General features: G+C 67.3%; 16 protein-coding genes and 7 pseudogenes. 15 read left to right on the top strand and 8 right to left on the bottom strand.

The window, feature by feature from the left end; all coding sequences use genetic code 11:
- Positions 1-240: 240 nt before the first annotated feature.
- Positions 241-420, bottom strand: coding sequence for a hypothetical protein (locus IF89_RS49715; protein ID WP_078628651.1), 180 nt, complete (start codon positions 418-420; stop codon positions 241-243).
- A gap of 403 nt (positions 421-823) precedes the next feature.
- Here IF89_RS49715 and IF89_RS0132265 point away from each other — a divergent pair, with 403 nt between their 5' ends.
- The 4 genes from IF89_RS0132265 (at position 824) to IF89_RS42730 (ending at position 4,375) form a co-directional block, all read left to right on the top strand.
- Positions 824-1,900 carry a tyrosine-type recombinase/integrase gene (locus IF89_RS0132265; protein WP_030775616.1) on the top strand — a complete coding sequence of 359 codons (1,077 nt, stop codon included), beginning with the start codon at positions 824-826 and terminating at the stop codon, positions 1,898-1,900.
- Positions 1,897-2,226 (top strand): helix-turn-helix domain-containing protein, encoded by a 330-nt coding sequence (locus tag IF89_RS0132260; RefSeq protein ID WP_030775613.1) that lies wholly within the window; start codon positions 1,897-1,899, stop codon positions 2,224-2,226. Before IF89_RS0132265 ends, IF89_RS0132260 begins: the two co-directional genes overlap by 4 nt.
- Positions 2,227-2,230: 4 nt before the next feature.
- Positions 2,231-3,700 (top strand): hypothetical protein, encoded by a 1,470-nt coding sequence (locus IF89_RS38610; RefSeq protein ID WP_234327952.1) that lies wholly within the window; start codon positions 2,231-2,233, stop codon positions 3,698-3,700.
- Positions 3,701-3,865: 165 nt separating this feature from the next.
- The gene (locus IF89_RS42730) at positions 3,866-4,375 is read left to right on the top strand and encodes a hypothetical protein (protein WP_078628650.1); all 510 of its coding nucleotides are present in this window, start codon (positions 3,866-3,868) and stop codon (positions 4,373-4,375) included.
- 126 nt (positions 4,376-4,501) lie between these two features.
- On the opposite strand, the pseudogene IF89_RS49710 reads toward IF89_RS42730, so the two are convergent.
- The 4 genes and pseudogenes from IF89_RS49710 to IF89_RS44965 form a co-directional block, all read right to left on the bottom strand.
- Positions 4,502-5,386, bottom strand: a pseudogene (locus IF89_RS49710) (Tn3 family transposase); the annotation flags it as partial.
- Between the two features lie 76 nt (positions 5,387-5,462).
- A pseudogene (locus IF89_RS49155) lies at positions 5,463-5,534 on the bottom strand (hypothetical protein); the annotation flags it as partial.
- A gap of 77 nt (positions 5,535-5,611) precedes the next feature.
- Positions 5,612-5,776 (bottom strand): annotated as a pseudogene (locus tag IF89_RS49150) (Tn3 family transposase); the annotation flags it as partial.
- 26 nt (positions 5,777-5,802) lie between these two features.
- On the bottom strand, positions 5,803-6,372 hold the full coding sequence (locus IF89_RS44965) for a hypothetical protein (RefSeq protein ID WP_107047412.1): 570 nt from the start codon (positions 6,370-6,372) through the stop codon (positions 5,803-5,805).
- A gap of 188 nt (positions 6,373-6,560) precedes the next feature.
- Here IF89_RS44965 and IF89_RS44960 point away from each other — a divergent pair, with 188 nt between their 5' ends.
- From IF89_RS44960 to IF89_RS0132210, 9 genes and pseudogenes are all read left to right on the top strand, one after another.
- On the top strand, positions 6,561-6,728 hold the full coding sequence (locus IF89_RS44960; protein ID WP_158717977.1) for a hypothetical protein: 168 nt from the start codon (positions 6,561-6,563) through the stop codon (positions 6,726-6,728).
- Positions 6,729-6,818: 90 nt separating this feature from the next.
- Positions 6,819-7,151, top strand: coding sequence for a hypothetical protein (locus IF89_RS44955; RefSeq protein WP_107047410.1), 333 nt, complete (start codon positions 6,819-6,821; stop codon positions 7,149-7,151).
- 1,081 nt (positions 7,152-8,232) lie between these two features.
- A complete protein-coding gene (locus IF89_RS0132235) occupies positions 8,233-8,490 on the top strand; it encodes a hypothetical protein (protein WP_030775607.1) in 258 nt (85 codons plus the stop codon).
- Between the two features lie 8 nt (positions 8,491-8,498).
- The gene (locus IF89_RS0132230; protein ID WP_043194684.1) at positions 8,499-8,867 is read left to right on the top strand and encodes a hypothetical protein; all 369 of its coding nucleotides are present in this window, start codon (positions 8,499-8,501) and stop codon (positions 8,865-8,867) included.
- On the top strand, positions 8,864-9,076 hold the full coding sequence (locus tag IF89_RS0132225; protein WP_030775601.1) for a hypothetical protein: 213 nt from the start codon (positions 8,864-8,866) through the stop codon (positions 9,074-9,076). The genes IF89_RS0132230 and IF89_RS0132225 overlap by 4 nt, the downstream gene beginning before the upstream one ends.
- Before the next feature lie 321 nt (positions 9,077-9,397).
- Entirely contained in the window at positions 9,398-9,889 is a 492-nt protein-coding gene (locus IF89_RS41135; RefSeq protein WP_030775598.1) for a DUF4158 domain-containing protein, read from the top strand.
- A complete protein-coding gene (locus tag IF89_RS41130) occupies positions 9,877-10,422 on the top strand; it encodes a hypothetical protein (RefSeq protein ID WP_051807956.1) in 546 nt (181 codons plus the stop codon). The genes IF89_RS41135 and IF89_RS41130 overlap by 13 nt, the downstream gene beginning before the upstream one ends.
- A 117-nt stretch (positions 10,423-10,539) precedes the next feature.
- Positions 10,540-12,263: pseudogene (locus IF89_RS49705) on the top strand (transposase).
- A 259-nt stretch (positions 12,264-12,522) separates the two neighbouring features.
- Positions 12,523-12,981 carry a hypothetical protein gene (locus IF89_RS0132210; RefSeq protein ID WP_030775595.1) on the top strand — a complete coding sequence of 153 codons (459 nt, stop codon included), beginning with the start codon at positions 12,523-12,525 and terminating at the stop codon, positions 12,979-12,981.
- Positions 12,982-13,216: 235 nt separating this feature from the next.
- Here IF89_RS0132210 and IF89_RS0132205 read toward each other — a convergent pair whose 3' ends face one another.
- Both IF89_RS0132205 and IF89_RS46265 read right to left on the bottom strand, forming a co-directional pair.
- Positions 13,217-13,699, bottom strand: a complete 483-nt coding sequence (locus tag IF89_RS0132205) for a hypothetical protein (RefSeq protein ID WP_158717974.1) — start codon at positions 13,697-13,699, stop codon at positions 13,217-13,219.
- Positions 13,700-13,996: 297 nt separating this feature from the next.
- Positions 13,997-14,473 carry a hypothetical protein gene (locus IF89_RS46265; RefSeq protein ID WP_158717973.1) on the bottom strand — a complete coding sequence of 159 codons (477 nt, stop codon included), beginning with the start codon at positions 14,471-14,473 and terminating at the stop codon, positions 13,997-13,999.
- Positions 14,474-15,802: 1,329 nt separating this feature from the next.
- Between IF89_RS46265 and IF89_RS49700 the strand changes: the two are divergent.
- Positions 15,803-16,002 (top strand): annotated as a pseudogene (locus IF89_RS49700) (transposase); the annotation flags it as partial.
- A gap of 28 nt (positions 16,003-16,030) precedes the next feature.
- A pseudogene (locus tag IF89_RS49420) lies at positions 16,031-16,580 on the top strand (transposase); the annotation flags it as partial.
- Positions 16,581-16,615: 35 nt separating this feature from the next.
- Here the strand turns inward: IF89_RS49420 and IF89_RS49415 are convergent.
- Positions 16,616-16,825, bottom strand: a pseudogene (locus IF89_RS49415) (hypothetical protein); the annotation flags it as partial.
- Positions 16,826-17,237 lie beyond the last annotated feature (412 nt).

Raw genomic sequence — 17,237 nt, 5'->3', positions numbered from 1 at the left:
TCCCCCAGCCCGACCCGGTCCACCAGTCGAGCAGCCATCGGACACCACCCCCTGGTATCCGTTGAACCGCCAAACCACCTCTATGCCAACGGCATTGTCTTTAAGTCTGTTGCTGCTCCGCGGAGTTGACTGCTGCGGTGGGTGAGGGCTTGGTCGACGGTGGCCTGCAGTTCTTCGATCCAAGGGTAGGTCGCGGCACCCGCGCGCTCGTCCTGCAGGAAGGCACCTGCGGCAGACGGGTCAACGCACTGGGCGCCCCGCGTCCTCGCGGAGGGCGGGGGCGAGGACGAAGCGGGAGGTGTGGTACTTCACGGCGGTCTTCCCGCCCCGGGTGCGGCAGGCGCTGCCGACGGGCGCGTCACAGTTCGGGCAGTTGTGACGTTCTACCGCCAATGCGGCCTGATCGGGCGCGAGATCCATGGTAGAAGTCTCTCAGAATCCTGTCGCATAACGTACAGGTTCACCGCGTGTGACACCCTGTGGCCAAATGCCGCCTGACAGCCGTCTGTAGCGGCCCTTGTTGTCCCAAAGCCGCGGTGAAGTGACGAGCCAGGCTCGGGGCAGCTCACCGTCGGCCAAGGCGTCAAAGCCAACTTCGGTCCGCTTCGACGAGTTCGTTGAGAGCATCTATTGCTCGGTTGTGTCTCCGTATGTGCGACATCCCGTGGGTTGCTCTGAGCTCTCCGGAGTCCGCAACCCCGTGACCAGGAGGTTCGTCCTCTCTCTGAAAGCGGCTCACGGACTGACGTAACTTCGGGATTCCTGAAGCGTTCTCACTGCGTCCGATCGGTTCACGATCGGGGTGAAGGTGAGGAGGCTCGGGTTGGCGCTGGCTGCCGTACGGGACCTGCGCGATGTCCGACCGTCGGCCACGGCGGAGGAGCTGGAGCAGTTCGAGACCGATGTGCTGGCGGGGTTCGTGCTGGCGCGGGCCTCGGCGGGGCTGGCGGACGGCACGATCCGCGGGGACGTCGGCCACCTGGAGCAGATGCGGTCTTGGTTCAGCCGGCCGCTGTGGGAGATGGAGCCACCCGACGCCGACGCCTACTTCGGGAAGGTGTTGCGGGCTTCACCAAGTGGCACCCGACTGGGGCGCTCTCAGGCGCTGAGCACGTACTTCTTGTTCCTGGAGCTACGGCACAAGGTCGAGATCCACCGGATGACCGGTCGGGTGATCGAGTGCCCGATCGACGAGATGAACCGGCGGCGCGGCGCGAAGGACGCGGCCTTACGGATTCCGCCGTCCGGGCCGGAGGTCAAGACGTTGTTCGCCGGATGGGGCGGCGAGCTGGCGACCTGCCGGAAGTTCGCCCCGACCGCCCGGAACTACACCGCCTCCAAGCTGATGTCCCAGGTCGGGCTGCGGGTTAGCGAAGCGTGCAAGCTCGATCTGGCGGACATCAAGTGGGACCTGGGGCGCTTCGGCAAGCTCCACGTCCGCCACGGCAAGGGAGCCCGCGGCTCGGGCCCGCGCGAGCGGATGGTCCCTCTGATCAACGGTGCCGACCGCACGCTCCGATGGTTCATCGAAGACGTCTGGGGCCAGTTCGACGACGACCACACCTGCCCCGGCGCCCCGCTGTTCCCCTCCGAGCGCAGATGCTCCGACGGCTCCTCGGGCCGGGTCGGCGACGATGCCCTGCGCTGCGGCCTCAAGGCCGCGGTCACGTCACATCTGCCGGCCTGGGGCGACAAGCTCACTCCGCACGTCCTGCGGCACTTCTGTGCGTCCGAGCTCTACCTCGGTGGGCTTGACCTGATCGCGATCCAGGAAGTCCTCGGACATTCCTGGATCGCCACGACCATGCGATACGTCCATGTCCAGCAGACCCGGGTCGAGGACGCCTTGGTGGCCGGGCAGCAGCGGGCCGCGAAGCGGCTGGAAGGGCTTCTGCGATGAAGTGGAACCTGCGGCTGGCTGCCGCGAATAAGGGGATCTGGAAAGCCTCCGAGGTCCAGCGGAGCCTGGCTGAGCACGGCCTGGTCATCTCGGCCGGGAAGATGTCCGGGCTGTGGTCCGGCCAGCCGGTCTCCCTCAAGCTGGAGGACCTGGACGTCATCTGCGTTGTCCTCGGCTGTGAGATCGGCGACCTCCTCATTCCCGAGCCGGAGAAGGTATGCCGCCCCGGTCAGGAGGAAACGATCCGGGCCGCTGTCGGCTCGGGGACTGCCGCACCGAAGGTGATCCCCAAGCGCCGGGACGGCCGGTCGCTGCCGCCGGAGTAAGCAGGTGACACGCTTCCCGAAGCGCTACGTCAAGCCAACCAGCTCCTGCCCAGGCTGCCTGGCCTGGGGCGATTTCCGCGGACGGCTCTGCCATACGTGCTACATGTTCGGCCGCGGGCACGACGCGGCGGAATGCGTCGGCTGCCGTCGCGTCCAGCCGTTGAAGTGGGACTACTGCCGTTTGTGCTGGTGCCAGGCCCGCCTCGACGCGAAGACAGCTGACGGCCAGGCGGCGGAAGGGGCAGACGTGCGGGTGCGACTCGCTGCCGTCCGGCACCAACAGCTGTTCTTCGTCGGGATGCACTACCGCAGAAGACCAACGCCTCCAACCCGACGGAAGGGAGGACGGCGTGGCCCCCCGCGCAAGCCGCCTCCGGCGCTGGCTTGGCGTCCGGACTCCGGCTGGCGGCAGTCGCCGCTGTTCGAGCAGATTCCCCGGCACTTCGATCGGCTCGACCCGTCCGACGCCGATCTGGCCAGCCCCTGGCTGGCCTGGGCGAAGTACCTCGCCCACCGGTTCGCCGAGGCCCGCGGCTGGGGACGCAACATCCGCTTCGCGGTTAACCGCGGCCTGGCCGTCGCCCTCACCGGTCACGTCGAGGGCGACGTCATCCGACACACGGAGATCTTCTCCCCGCTACGGGCCCTGAACCTGCCCGTCGGCCACATCATCACGGTGCTGGCGGAGATGGGGATCTTCGAGGACGACAACGAGCCGTCCTTCGAGCGCTGGCTCGTGGGACGGCTTGCACCAGGCATCCGTTCGGAAGCCGAGCGCTGGACTCGCGTCCTGCGCGACGGTGGCCCTCGCAGCCTCGCGCGCAAGGAGGGCACGGTCTGGCTCTCCCTCAACCACGTCCGCCCGGTCCTGCTTGAGTGGTCGAACCGCTACGACCACCTGCGGGAGGTGACTCGCGACGATGTCCTCGCCCACATCAAGACGCTGCACGGTCATCAGCGGCGTGACCAGCTCGTTGCCCTGCGTTCTCTGTTCACCTGGGCCAAACGGCAGGGGCTGATCTTCCGCGACCCCACCAGCCGGATCAAGGTCGGGCAGAACGAGTACGCCGTGCTGCAACCCCTCCTCCCTGAGCAGGTCGAGCGCTCCGTCGCGGCCGCGATGACCCCGGCGGCGCGGCTCGTCCTCGCCCTCGCGGCAGTCCACGCCGCCCGGGTCGCCCAGATCGCCGCCCTCATGCTCGACGACGTCGATCTCGGCAACCGCCGGCTGGCCATCGCCGGGCGCGCCCGGCCTCTCGACGACCTCACCCTGAGGTTACTGACGGACTGGCTGGACCATCGGCGGCGCCGGTGGCCGAGCACCGCGAACCTCCACCTGCTGATCAACAACCAGACCGCCAACACGACCGGCCAGGCCAGCAACCACTGGATCAGCGCTCCCATGCGAGGGCAGGACGCCACCTTGGAGCGGCTTCGCGTTGACCGGCAGCTCGAAGAGGCCCTAACGCCCTAACCCGCGGGCCTGACCCACTCCATCTCGCGGAGGTCTTCGGGCTCGACGAGAAGACCGCGATGCGTTACGCGGATTCCGCACGAGCCCTGCTGGAACAGGCCGCTGAACAGCACCTTCGCTGAAATGTGCTCGACCGGGACGCACCGTGAAGGGAATCATGAGCGTGTGACGTCGACCGAAGCAGTAGCAAGCGCTCTACAGGACCATGCCGCCCTCTGGAGTGTGGGGGAGATCAGTGCGAGCGAGGTGGTCGATTCCGCCTGCAACGCGCTCGTCGCCGGACTCGACACCCCCAACCTTCGGATCCTCGCCGCCTGCACGCGCGCCGAGGCGGACTACGACGTCCACGACCTGCTTCCCCCGGCACTCGCCGAACTCGGCCTCACCCTCCATCCGGTTGGCAGTGAGGCTGGCCAAGAAGCTGCCGTGCGAGCGCTCGCACGGCGCATGCTCGCCGGCGAGTTGAAACCTTGGGAGCTCGCTTTCCGGATTCACCGGCGCTACGGGCACGAGCTGCCCCTGGCTGAGCGGCTCGCCGAGCTCGATGACGAGTACGGCATGCTCGAAGATGGCGACGAAGCAATAGCTCAGGTCGATGCCGAGGTCACGGCGGAAGCCCGCCGCCTCGCGGCCCACCCCACAGTTCCCGCCGAACCCACGGCTCCACCCAGTTGATACACATGGACCGACCCGCGAGTTCCCGCTGAATAAGCTTCGGTTTCCCTGAACTCACGGAGCTCTCCGGGTGTGAGTAGTTGCGGTGCAGAAAGTGCCGCTGAGATTGATCTTGTTGGGGTTCGGCTACTTCGCGGGGGCTTCGAGCTGGCGAGGTACGGCGCCGGCACGCAGTTCGCGTAGGTCGGGGATGTGGTTGTAGAGGGTGCCCGGGGAGACGCCGAGGAGCTTGGCGATCGAGGTGATGGACCGGCCCGGGTCGGGCAGTAGGTCGCGGGCAGCGCGGATGACTTCATCGGTGGCGACACTGGGGCGCCCGCCGACCCGGCCGCGGGCCCTAGCGGCGGCCAAGCCCTCGTTGGTGCCGATGACGATGAGCTCGCAGATGAACTCGGCCAGGGCGGCAAAGACGTGGAAGACGAGCCGACCGCCGGGGGTGGTGGTGTCCGGGTTCTCGTGCAGCGAGGTGAAGCCGATGCCGCGCTCGCGGAGTTCGGCGACCATGTTGATGAGGTCCTGGAGGCTGCGGTCGTAGCGGTCGAGCGAGGGGACCACGAGGGTGTCGCCGGCGTCGAGGAAGGAGGCTCGGACCTGGTTGGTGATGAGCGAACCGGCCACCCGGAGCATGTCCAGCCAGTGGGTGGCGATCGCTTGAGGTTCACCTTGTTGCAGGCAACCGCCTCCAGCGGGCCGTACCCGGCGGCGCCGCAGCTGCGGCTTCCTCCTCGGCCCGGCGGCGGGCGTCCTCGGCGGCGTGGTCGGCGCTGGCTCCTCGCCGTCGGGTAGGTCGGCCCGCCAGAACCGCTGGTCTTCGAGGTCGCGGAAGCGCGGGGCGAAGCGGAAGCCGAGCATCTTGTACAGGCCGAAGGCCACGTCCGAGTACGAGGCGTTGTCCGTCGCCACCATCTCCGGCTTCACCCCACCGTCCAGGTTCAGCAGGGTGTCCAGCGTGTAGAGGCTGTCGCGTGGGGTGCCGCGCACGACCATCGCGCCGATCCCGGCGACCTGGTCGCTGACGGCGTTGAGGCCAGGTCACGCCGCGTTTGCAGCCGTAGTATGTGGGCGAGGGGCCGGTGTTGATGCTCTTGACCGGGACGACGAAGCGCAGGCCGTCGACGGAGGCGAGCAGCCCGCCGCCCCACACCTGGGCGAGCTCGATGCGGGATTGGGCGGTGATGAGCGCGGCGTTCGCCGCGGCGATGGTGTCGGCACCTTGTTCTCGGGGTCGCTGACCGGGGTCAGGCCGATGTTGCAGCTCTCCGCCACCAGCAACGCGACGAGGGAGACGAGCAGGCCCTCCATGCGGGTGCGCCGCTCGGAGACGTGGCCGAAGGCGTCGAGGAACGAAGTCCAGGAGTGGACCTCGAACAGCAGGTCCGGCAGGTCGATCCTCGGGAGCATCGCCTCCGTGGTGTCCTTCAGCCAGGTCAGCGACTCCGGCTCGCCCACCGCGCCGAGCTTGTCCACCGACAGGCGGGCCCGGCCTCCGCCTCGGGGACGACGATCTCAACCTTCGCGTTGTCGCCGGCCTCGGTAAGCCGGTCGGCCATCTGACGCCACGCCGCATCCAGCCCACGCGTGAGCTGGGCCAGATGCTCGCCAGCGTCCTCGGTCAGGGACAGGCCTGCCAGCACGTCCGCGCGCATCGCCTCCCACCGCGGCCCGTCCAACAGCCTCGCGCGCGGGTCGGCCAGGCGGTTCGACGGGGCGGCGAACACATCGCGCCGGTTCAGCGCGCGGTGCAGCTGCTCCAGCACACACACCACGTACGCATCCCGGTCGACCGCGCCCTGCGGCAGCTCGGCGTTGGAGAACACCGCCCGCTTCCACATGGCGGGCACCAGGTCGGCGTCGACCTCGCGGGGCAGCAGCGGCCGGTCCTTCACCCGCCGCCGCGAGAGCGCGGACAGGCGGCGCACCGCCTTGAGGATGCGCCGCCCGGCCGGGGCCGCGCCCAGCGCGTCCGTCTCGCCCAGCAACGCCAGGAAGGGGCGCACAGTGTTGTAGCGCAGGGCCAGCTTCGCGCATCGCCGCCTCGGCCGAGCCGTCGTCCTCCGGCACCAAGGCCTCGACGGTCGCGACCGCCCCGGCCACCGCCGTGCGCGGCACGGCCTCCTCGACCGCCGCCCACAGCGCGGCCACGTCCAGGTCCGCGTCGTGCTCGGCGACCAGGTCCAGCTCCTCGGTGAGGATCTTCGACACCTTCGCCAGGATCCGGGCCGCCTTCTCCAGCTGCGGCAGCATCGCCATGCGCTCCCGGTCCGACGCCCGCCGTGCCGAGCTGACCAGCCGGTTCGCCATCAGTACCGCGAACAGGTCCAGCGCGTCGTCGACCGCCTGCGCCTCCAGCTGACGCACCACCGCGGTCAGCAGCGCCGTCCGCCGCGGCTCCGGCACCCGCAGAATCGTCTGCGCCTTGCTCAGCTGCCCGTACCGGGCCAGCGTGGACAGCCGGTTCACCGGCACCCGAGACAGGTTCACCCGGCCCAGCGCGAACGCGGAGATCTCCTCCACCCGCTCCATGGCCCGCACCATCGCGGTGCCCGTCGACTTCGTCGGAGGCGTCCGCAGCCGCTCCAGCTCCGAGACCCGCCTGCCCTCCGGCACCACCACCAGCTCCGCCAGCGCCGGCCCGAGCGCGGGATCGGCCCGGTGCGCGGCGCAGGCCACCGCCTCGTACAGCCGCCGCTCGGCCGCCGTACGGGCCTCCGACACCTGCCGGGCCAGCACCGACACCCCGAGCAGCAGCACCCGGTTCTTCCGCATGGTGCCATAGCGCTGCCTACGGATTGGAAGAATAGCCTGGATGAATTCCGGGAATCCGGGCTGTCAGTTGAAGCCATACCGGGGATCGTCGAGAAGGCGATGTGCAAGGGGGCGTGAAAGCAGAGAATCGATTTCGATACTTTTGCGGCATCACCTGGCGGATGATTGGTGAACTACAGGAGCGGGCCCGCGCATACGTGTCCGATGGCGAGGGGAGTCGAAAACCATTAAGCTTCACCCCTTGGATCAGGCAGCTATTGAGACATGGAAGGCCAATTGGGCGGAGGACCGTGAGGAGTCGCGCGCTCCTTAGCAGATCTCAACGTTCACCGAAAGCCTGAGCCTGCTCAGGGGGGCGAGCGGTGGGTGGATCCCATCCGTACCCTCACAGCTGCCGTCCACGGCGCTGGCGAACGGTGCGGTACCGTCCAGGAATCCCTTGAATCGCAAGCAAGAGCGTGCCGACATAGTTATGGAGTGGGTAGATGCTTGGTACTTCCTGACGGGGGACGCACCGGACAACTTCTTCTCTCCGTGGTCCAGGATCAGGTAAACCAAGGTATCTGATATCTCCCCTTCTTCGCACCGCCTGAAGTTCGCAGCTTGTGTAGCCGCCTACCATCGATCCTGGAACCTTCATTATGGATTGACATCCACCGAGCCGGCGGCACTTGATCACAGCGCAGATCGACAGAACGCGATCGACATATGGGCCGGCTGCTTCTACGAGGCCGGGCGGCGATGGCCCAGTGATGGCGAAGTGGCAGCATATCTACGAGAACTTGACACGGTGGGGGCCCGTCCTGTCGGTGACGTATTTCTGCAGCTGCGCGGGCGGGAACCAGTTTGGCCACGGCGCTTCGCGAATTCCTAGCGGAGCAGCCAACCGCAGAGGTGAGGTCACGCGGCTCAGAACAGGGAAGCGAGGGCTCGGTTCTCGCGCTCCGCCCCCGCGCCAAGCGCTGGTCGGCGGATGGTGAGGGCGAGCAATAGCGTGCCAGCGCACCCACTGGTTGCACTGGTTTGGCGAGCAGCCGGATAGCGGGTACGGGTACGTACCCGTACCCTGAGGGGATGGAAGGAGCACCACGATGTCCGATGCCAACGTGAGAATCCCCGAGGAAGCCAAGGACCGCCTCGCGGCGATCGCAGCCGCCGAGGGGTTGTCCCTGCGCGCCTACCTGGCCCGGCTGGCCGAAACGATGCTGACGCCGACCGAGCGTGCCGAGCGGGCGGAGAAGGCTCAGGCCGCATTGCGGGCCTGGAACGGCTACGCCCCGACCGCCGCCGAGCAGAGCGAGCTCGATGGCGAACTCGACCGACGGCTCGCACAGCTGCAGCGCCTGTGAGCGAATCGATGCACATCGTGCTGGACGAGACGGCCATGGCCGCGGCTGGACAGGGCAACGTACTGGCCTCCCGGCTGATCCACCGCGCGCACGCCGAGACCGGCTGGTTCCTCTACGCGCCCTCGTGCGCGCTCGTCGAGGCCGACCGGGCACGGCCCGGTACCGCCGAGCACCTGGCGGCGCTGCCGGGTATCACCGTTTTGGATCTGGACCTGACCGCAGCGCTTGCCGTGGCGCAGCAGGAGACCTGGGCGGCTGCCCATAGCCAGCACGCGGCGCAGCCGACGGCGGACCGGCCGGAAGGGGCGATTGTGGCCACCACCATGCCGAAGCGGTGGGAGGGTCTGCCGGTCCGGGTCCTGGACCTGACCCCGTGAGCGGCCAGGTCCGGCTGTCGGGGGATACCTACTGCGAGGGCATCGCGGCTGGTCTGACGGCAGTTCGTCGAGGACTCGTTGGCTTGGAGCAGGCGGTAGATGGCCTCGGGGGCCGCGTTGAAGCGCTCAACGAGAAGATCGACCGGAATCAGGCCCAGATCATCGAGCTGCTCACCCAGCTCGTGGGGCAGCGCCCCGAGGCCAGCTGACTTATCCGGGCCCGGCGCCCGGCCCATACAGGCGGGCGGAGGAGATACGCGCGAAACGGGGCTACTTGGTTACGCTACGTCAATTCCAGCTGCAGGCTGTGAGTCTACGATCCGTGACGATCGTAGGCTCATTAGCTATCTCCGAGCGCGAGTTGGCGCAGTTCTTCACGCCGGACGAGGCCGAGGTCGTCTGGGCAAGGAAGCGGACACATGACCGTCCGGAGTCGCTCTTCGCGCTGCTGGTGTTGCTGAAGTCCTGCGCTAGGCTGGGCTACTTCCCCAGCCTGGACGAGGTTCCGGCACGGATCGCCGCCCGGGCGCGTGCGGCGGCAGGTCTGGCGGAGGACGTTGTACCGGCGGCACGAAGAGCGGACAGTGAAGCGCTATCGCGCCTGGATCCGGGAGTACCTGTGCCTGGTGCATGACCCGGCCCGTGCCCGGGAGATCGCTGTCGCCGCGATGGGGGAGGCCGCGCCGGTTCGTGCATCGGTGGTGGACTTGGTCAATGTGGCGCTGGAGGAGCTGGTCCGCGCGGGCCTGGAGCTGCCGGGGTTCTCGACGCTGGACCGGATGGCGGCCTCGATCAGGACGCGGGTGGAGGGCGAAATCTGCGCCGGGATCGCCGAGGGGGTGGGCCAGGCCCGGGACCGGCTGGCCGGGCTGCTGGTGGTGCCGGACGGTGAGCGCCGCAGCCCGTTCGACCAGTCAAGGAGCCGGGTCGGCGGGCGACATGGTCGAGGTTCCGGCAGCACGGCGAGCGCGTCGACCTGGTCGACGGCTTCGGCGACGCCGCCCGATGGGTGGAAGGCGTAGCTGCGGCGAAGGTCAGCGCGTTCGCGGAGCAGGCGAGAGTGCTGTCGGTCGGTGAGATGCTGGACGTGGTCGATCCGCGCCGGACCGCGCTGCTGGCGTGCACGGTGGCGAAGGCCAGGGCGCGCGTGCGGGATGAATTCGTGGTGATGCGGTCCAAGCGGATGGCCCGGCACGGCAAGCGGGCTCAGGAGGAGCTGGCGGCTCTGGAGCAGCGTCATAAGGCGTCCACTGAGCAGCTTCTGGTCTCCTACCGGGACGTGCTGACCGTACTGAAGGAGCATGTCGTAGATGAGCGCGCCGACCGGGCCAGCCAGGTGAGCCTGGGCGACGCGCTGGCGGTCAAGCGCATCCGCGAGGTGGTGGAGACCGGTGGCGGTTTCGACGCCCAGCTGGCGGAGATCGAGGCGCTGGCCGCGTACCGGGGCGGGAACTGGACCCCGCTGGTGGAGCTCGAATGCTCACCTTCGTTCCGACGTCCCGGGACCGCAGTGTGCTGGACGCCCTCCAGCACGCGCTCGCGCACCAGCACCTGACCCGCGAGCTGATCTCGGACACGATCGTGGCTCCCACGGCGCTGGCTGGTGGCGCGGCCCCGGAGCCGGGGGCGTTGGACCTGTCGTTCGCCTCGGCGCAGTGGCGCACGACGGTGTATGCGAAGAACCGTCCGGGGATGTTGGTGCGCCGGCATTTCGAGGCCCTGGTGTTCGCCTACCTGGTCGAGGAGCTGCGCTGCGGGGACGTCGCGGTGGTCGGGGCGGAGGACTTCGGTGACTGGACGACGATGCTCCTGCCCTGGGAGCGGGTGGAGCAGCAGATCCCCCGTGTTCTGCGAGCAGGCTGGCATCCCCGGCACCGCCGACGCCTTCGTGGACCACCTGAAGCGGCAGCTCGCCAAGGTCGCGGATCAGGTGGATGCCGGATACCCGGACAACGCGGACCTGACCATCGACCCCCTCACGGGGGTGCCCTCGCTCAAGCAGCGTCAAGGCAGGGAGCGCACCGCCTCCGCCGCCGCGCTGGAGGCCGAGCTGGACCAGCGCCTGCCGGCCCGGGGCATCCTGGAGCACCTGGCGAGGGCCGCGCACTGGACCGGATGGTGGCACCGCCTGGGCCCGTTGTCGGGGTCGGACCCGAAGCTGAAGGACCCGCTGGCCCGGTACGTGGTCACCGCGTTCTCATACGGCTCCGGCCTCGGCGCCACCCAGGCCGCCCGCCACATAAACACCGTGGCTGCGCATGAGCTCGCGGCGATCGCGAAACGCCACTGCACCGCGAAGAACCTCGCCCGGGCCAGCGCTGATGTCGTCGACGCCCATCTCGACCTGGATTTGGTGCGCGCGTGGGGCGACGGGTCGGTCGCGGCGGTGACGGCACGATGATGGACGCGGCCGTCGACAACCTCCTGGCCGAAACCTCGATCCGCTACGGCGGTTACGGCGGCATCGCCCATCACCTGGTCGCCGACACCTACGTCGCGCTCTTCTCCCGGTTCGTGCCCTGCGGGGTCTGGGAGGCCGTCTACCTGATCGACTCCCTGCTGCAGAACCAGTCCACGGCGCGACCGGAGCAGGTGCACGCCGCTACCCAAGGGCAGTCGTTCCCGGTCTTCGGACTCGCGCTCGGGCTGGGGATCGACCTGCTGCCCAGGATCCGCAACTTCCAGGACCTCACTTTCCACCGCCCCGACCCGAACGTGCGCTACCGGCACATCGACCCACTGTTCTCCACCGACCCGCGCACCGCCGTCGACTGGGAGCTGATCCGTCGCCACTGGCCCGACCTCAGGCAGGTCGCCCTCTCCGTCCAGCAGGGCACCGTCTCCTCGGTCACCCTGCTACGGCGCCTGGACAACCGATCCCGAAAGAACCAGATCTACCAGGCCTTCCGCGAGGTCGGACGCGCCGTACGCACGATCGTGCTGCTGCGCTACCTGTCGCAGCCAGAGCTTCGGGAGCAGATCCAGAAGGCGACGAACAAGGCCGAGGCGTACAACGGCTTCACCAAATGGCTCCACTTCGGCAACGCCGGCTGGCTCGCCAGCCGCGACCCCGAACTGCAGGACAAAGCAGTCAAGTTCCTCGACCTTCTCGCCTCCGGCGTGGTCTTCTCCACCACCATCGACATGACCGCTGTCCTGTCCCGGATGGCCCGCGAAGGCTGGACCCTGCACACGAGCGGCCTGGCCGTCCTCAGCCCCTACCGGCGCGAGAACGTGCTCCGCTTCGGTGACTACACCACGGACCAGCTCCACGTACCCCCACCCGCCTACAGCCCCACCCTCCACGCTCCGCCTCCAAGAAGCCGGCCCGGAGTCAGCAGCGCGACGGCAACGAGGCAGCAGCCTGTTTCAACCCACCGGCTCCAGGACGTCTAGTCACGGGGTTCGCCAGCCCTGGACGGCGCTGCCCGCGAGGGTGACGTCGCTGCCTGTCACCGTCGCCGACCTCTATCGGGTCTTCTTCGCCTGGACCTGGGATCTTGCCGCTCACTCTGGCCGGCACACGCTCCTGGTCTGCAGCGTTCGCGCGACGCGTGTACACCCGTCCGGCCGTGCACAACAGGAAAGCCAGCCCGGCCGAGCGTTAGATCACCTACGGAAGCCCCCTCTCACCCCCCACAGAATTGGGACACCCGTGAAAGCCTCACTCGCGCTGCCCCTGTGCGCACTGACCCTTCTCTCCGCCGTGCTCAGCGCACCCCTGGCGCACGCGGACACCGACCACGACAAGGACCGTGCGGAGCGGTTCACCCTCACCACTACCAACACCCAGGGACAGTTCCCCAACATCACCGCCGACCTGCTGGACCGGAACGGCGAGAACGTCGGCTTCGTCACGACCAACTGCATCGCGGCTGACTCCACCCCCCGGACCGAAACCTGCCACGGGGCCTACGTCCTCGAAGACGGCCAGCTCACCTGGCAGAACGCCACACGCAACCCTCAAACCCCCTATGTCATCGCCATCACCGGAGGCACCGGAAAGTACTGCGAGGCCCGCGGACAGATCCGCGTGGTCAGAACCGAGGCGGGGCCCGAAGGCGGCCTCTACGAACTCGAAGTCATCACCGGCCGCAAGTGCGCCACCACCTGAAGGGCTTTGGAGGAGATGCGCCCGAAGGGCGCCCCCGCGGGGGCGCCCTTCGGGCGCATCTCCTCCAAAGCCCAGCTTGATCAGCTACACACAAGGACATCGTCTTGGCCGGCATGTCGGGTGCGTGACGGACGTCTCCAGGGGGCGGGCGCGAGATGCGATCGTCAGCGCTGGCGACCACGCCGACGACTCTCTGGGCCCGTTCGGCGGCGAACAGCCAGCCAGGGCGATCCCGCTATGAGTTCTGGCTGATATCGATCACAGTCCGACCGATCGTGGGGTCGAAGCCGACACGGGAATCGATGTCCAAAGTGCAATTAATGCTAGCTGTCATGACTTTGTCCGGACGGACTTTGATGTCGCAGCTCCCGTCAATGTTAGCCAGCGTAAACGAAGCAGGTGAACCGCTGCTGTCCTGCCAGAGGGAGTCGATGGCTGCAGGCGTGCCCTTGTCTACGAAGCTTGGCTTAGTCAGCCATTCCTGCCCCGGCGTGCTCGAGTATCTGGAAATCGTGAACCCGTGGGTGGCCTTGACCACCCGGACCTCATACCGTCCTGTGACCGTCCCGACAGCGACCACCGGAAGAGACGCCGACGGCACCATCACCGAGTTTCCGGACCCAGCATCCACACCAGAAGCAGAAGCAGGAGCCGCCACCGCAGAGCCAACCGCCAATACGGCGAGAGCCACCTTGATCAGTCGTGGATATCTGCGCATCTCGCTCTCCTACTGGTAACGCATCAACCCGAGAAGCAGCACAACCATGCTGGCCCGGCCCCGACCGCTTCGCCAGTCGGCCAGGGCCTACCCTCGCGGCTTCTTCGCCACGTGGCCGCGCAGAAGTCGAGGGCTGGTTGACGGTGCCCTCTACGCCCGCGCGCAGGGCGTATCTGGTCTTTGGAGGGGATACGCGCGGTAGCGCCCGGGGCATGCCCCGGGCGCTACCGCGCGTATCCAAGCGCCTCCGTGTGAGGTCACATCGAATCCAGAACCCTCTTACCACCTCTGTGGACGTTACTTAGTCTCTCCCACGGTAAACGTCATCGGCGTGAAGGGACGAGGCGGCGACTCAACAGTGCAGGAAAATCTCGTAGCGGGATTACCGTATGTGTCTACCACTTTACAGCCATAGGACCCGCCCTCTGGGGATGGACCGGGCGTTTCCATTATGGCACTATCGCCCGTATCGCCAATCGAGTATTCAACTTTTACTGAATGGGTGGAGTCATGCGAAAATGACCAGAATGATTGCGAGTTGGGAGGTATAGTTTTTTCCGGCGCTTGGGTGAAGCCGCTTCCGGCGAAGTCTGCCCGCTCAAGTGAAAGGCTGAAACCGGTTGAATTCTTTGTGTAGAGCTGTTCAGGGTAGGGGCTCATCCTAGGCAATTCGCTGGAGATATCTGCAGCATGCGCGGCGACGGGAGCCGCGAGCAAAACGGCGGCGACCGGAATGGCGGCCAGCAGTCCTCGCTCCATCCTGCTCTTCAACATTCGAAAATTCCTCATTCTATAGGCGCCCGAACGGGCCACTTGAACACCCGTGACACTCGCCCTGCAGGATGTTGCCACGTGGGATGACGGTCCGTGGCGATCGTAGGCGGGACCCGCGTAGGGTGCTCCCGGTCATGAGATTGGCGGTGTGGCTGTGGCGTCGGTCGAGTAGACGGCGTATCCGAGGTTCAAATTGATCATCCCCGCGCGCGAGCTGGCGCAGTTCTTCACCCCGGACGAAGCCGAGATCGCGTGGGCAACCAAGCGGTCTCATGGCCGCCCGGAGTCGCTCCTCACACTGCTGCCGTCCCGGCCGCTCATCTAATGGGCTCAGCGGCTCTCATGGCTCCCACCGCCTCGCAGGCGTATCCGCCTGGTCAGCCTCCGACTCGTATTTCAAGCGCTCGGCAACATGAATGGCTACGCACAGGAAAACAGCGTGGCTTGCCATGAGGTGTCTTCGCAAACCGTGCAACGCCCAGGGAGCTGGACCACGGTTAATGCGAACTGCGAGTAGCAGTCCCGCCCCGACCCGGAGTCGTTCCAGTTCTAGGGCTCATGCTGAATGCAGCACGAACGAAGACTTGCCACTTGATAAACAGGGAGCCCGATCTATCGCATATCAGAGATATCGGAGCGGAGGCAGGGGAATGAGAAGATCCGGAAAAGCTCTCAGAGTAGTCCCTGGTGGCCGCTGTCCTAATAGGTTTCGGCAGCACTGCCAGGCGGCGCAGGCAGTAGACATCAGGCTCCACGCTGTAACTTTGACAGGTGATTCCAGGCTGCATGAGTCGTCCGACAGCAGATCGACTGTTAGAGGCGTTGTAAAGAGCGGCGACAGGCTTCTTGTTGCATGCTACGAGAACGGATTCGACAGCGGCACGTCAGGCGAATGGCTGTATGGCTATGATGTAAAAAATTACAGGCTAGGATTCGTGTCGGGCCGTGCAGCTTCAGCAGGATCGCCCTTCGAGCTGGTTAATTGCGCAGATCCGCAAAAGTCCCGATTGGGTAAGGACTGGTGCAGGTCATTAAGGCGGTGGCCGTGGCGGCTACGGGAGCCGGGCGGGTCTGACTCCGGGTGTGCCCGTACGGCGTGCACGGTGCGGCATCGGCCGCCGTGCTGACCTGAAGCTGGCACACCCCGGGCCGGGCTGCAGAGGTGAACCCGCCCAGGAGGCGGTGCTGGTGGCTGAGGATGCGCCAAACATGGTCGCGGCGGGACAGGTTTTCACCTGCCTTAGGTCGTTATGCCAGGCTGTCCAAACCGTGTGCTTCCGGCGTCATCGTTTGTGCGCCTGGGCGCACTCGGCCTGCGGCTTTACTCGCATGCGGACGCCGCTTCGCCATGCATCCGCCGATCTGTCCAATGCCGAAGGAGTTGGTGGAGCCGGTGCTTGCCGCCTGGCGATTCGAGCGCCGGGGCAGGGCCCTGGGGCTTAGGTCGGCCACCACGGCACGATCTGCGCGACATCATGGAGGCGGTCTTGCATGTCGACCGGACCGGGGTGCAGTGGCGCTGTCTGCCGGTGGGGGCATGTTCGTCCAGCTCACGGCCTACTGCAGGAGAATGAGGGGCGGGATGGCGAGCGGTCGGCCTGTGTGATCGGTGCTCAGAGCGTCAAGACCTCCACCAGCGTCCCGGCTGTCGGGCAGGGTATCGACGCCGGCAAGAAGACCGCCAACAGGAACAAGCATCGTCACCGAAGGGCCTGGGCTCCTGCCCGCGGTGTGGTCACCGCGGCCAGCGTGCAACTCCGTCGCCGGCACCCGGCTCCTGGACCAGGTCGCCGCCGACCACCCAGGCATCCGCAAGGGTGTGGGTCGACGGCGGCTACCGCCAACACCTTGTGGAACACGCCGCATCCTTGGCATCGACATGGAAATCACCACCCGCGACCCCGGGACCAGGGAATCCACTCCGATCCCGAAGCGGTGGGCAGTCGAGCGGTCAACGGCTGGCTGATGCTCCATCGCCGCCTGGCCCGCGACTATAAAACCCTTCCCCGGGGATCCGAAGCCGATCCGCATTGCGATGACCGACCTCATGGCCCGCAGCCTCACCAGCGAGAACACCATCGCCCGGTGCGACCCGAAGAGGATGACGGGGATGCCGCCGAGGACGCCGCCGGGGATCGCAGCGACGACCGCGTCGGCACGGACTGAAGAGCAGCGCGAAACCCGCCGCCGCCCAGTGGGCCGCCATGAGTAGACGCGGGTGGCGGCCATGACGCTGGTCTTCTCGGAGTTGGTGGTGTCGGGCGGGCCGCCGGCCGCCGTGGAGAGCGTCGGTGCGGCGCCGTCCGCCGCAATGGCGGTCCCCAGCTCGTCGTCGAGGGGATCGCCGGTCATCTCGCCGACGGCCTTGGTGCGCCCTGCGTTCTCGGCGGTCAGTGCGACACGGGCAGGCGATCAGGATCGCCGACCGCCGCGAAGGACGGCCTGTGGAAGGCTGATTCCCTGCCGGGCGTCGCGCTTGCAGCGGCGGGCTGCTGCTGTCTGGTGTGTGTCCCCCCGGGCGTGTGCGCCCGGGGGGCGTATAGCGGCGCATGTGCCGGCGCGTGCGCCGCTATGCGCTGGGCCGGGGACTCCTGCGGCTGTGCGGGGGTGTCCGGCCCTGTGTCTGGTGTGGTGGCTGTGTTTGGCGGGTGCGCTGGTGTGTGTCTGGCGCGTGCCGGCGCCGGGTGCTGCTGGGTGGTGGTTGCTGCTGGGGTTAGTTGTTGCAGCCGGGTCCGGTGGTGGGGTTGGTGCAGGTGTTGGTGCC

This window comes from Streptomyces sp. NRRL F-2664 (assembly GCF_000719345.1).
GTDB lineage: Bacteria > Actinomycetota > Actinomycetes > Streptomycetales > Streptomycetaceae > Streptomyces.
Note: the sequence above shows the minus strand (reverse complement) of the source record. Positions and strands in the feature narration are given on the sequence as shown.

What these genes read in the sequence shown, in the direction of transcription:
- IF89_RS49715 (WP_078628651.1), bottom strand. Translation starts at nt 420, where the DNA reads ATGGATCTCGCGCCCGATCAGGCCGCATTGGCGGTAGAACGTCACAAC.
- IF89_RS0132260 (WP_030775613.1), top strand. Translation starts at nt 1,897, where the DNA reads ATGAAGTGGAACCTGCGGCTGGCTGCCGCGAATAAGGGGATCTGGAAA.
- IF89_RS0132235 (WP_030775607.1), top strand. Translation starts at nt 8,233, where the DNA reads ATGTCCGATGCCAACGTGAGAATCCCCGAGGAAGCCAAGGACCGCCTC.
- IF89_RS0132230 (WP_043194684.1), top strand. Translation starts at nt 8,499, where the DNA reads ATGCACATCGTGCTGGACGAGACGGCCATGGCCGCGGCTGGACAGGGC.
- IF89_RS0132205 (WP_158717974.1), bottom strand. Translation starts at nt 13,699, where the DNA reads ATGCGCAGATATCCACGACTGATCAAGGTGGCTCTCGCCGTATTGGCG.
- IF89_RS46265 (WP_158717973.1), bottom strand. Translation starts at nt 14,473, where the DNA reads ATGTTGAAGAGCAGGATGGAGCGAGGACTGCTGGCCGCCATTCCGGTC.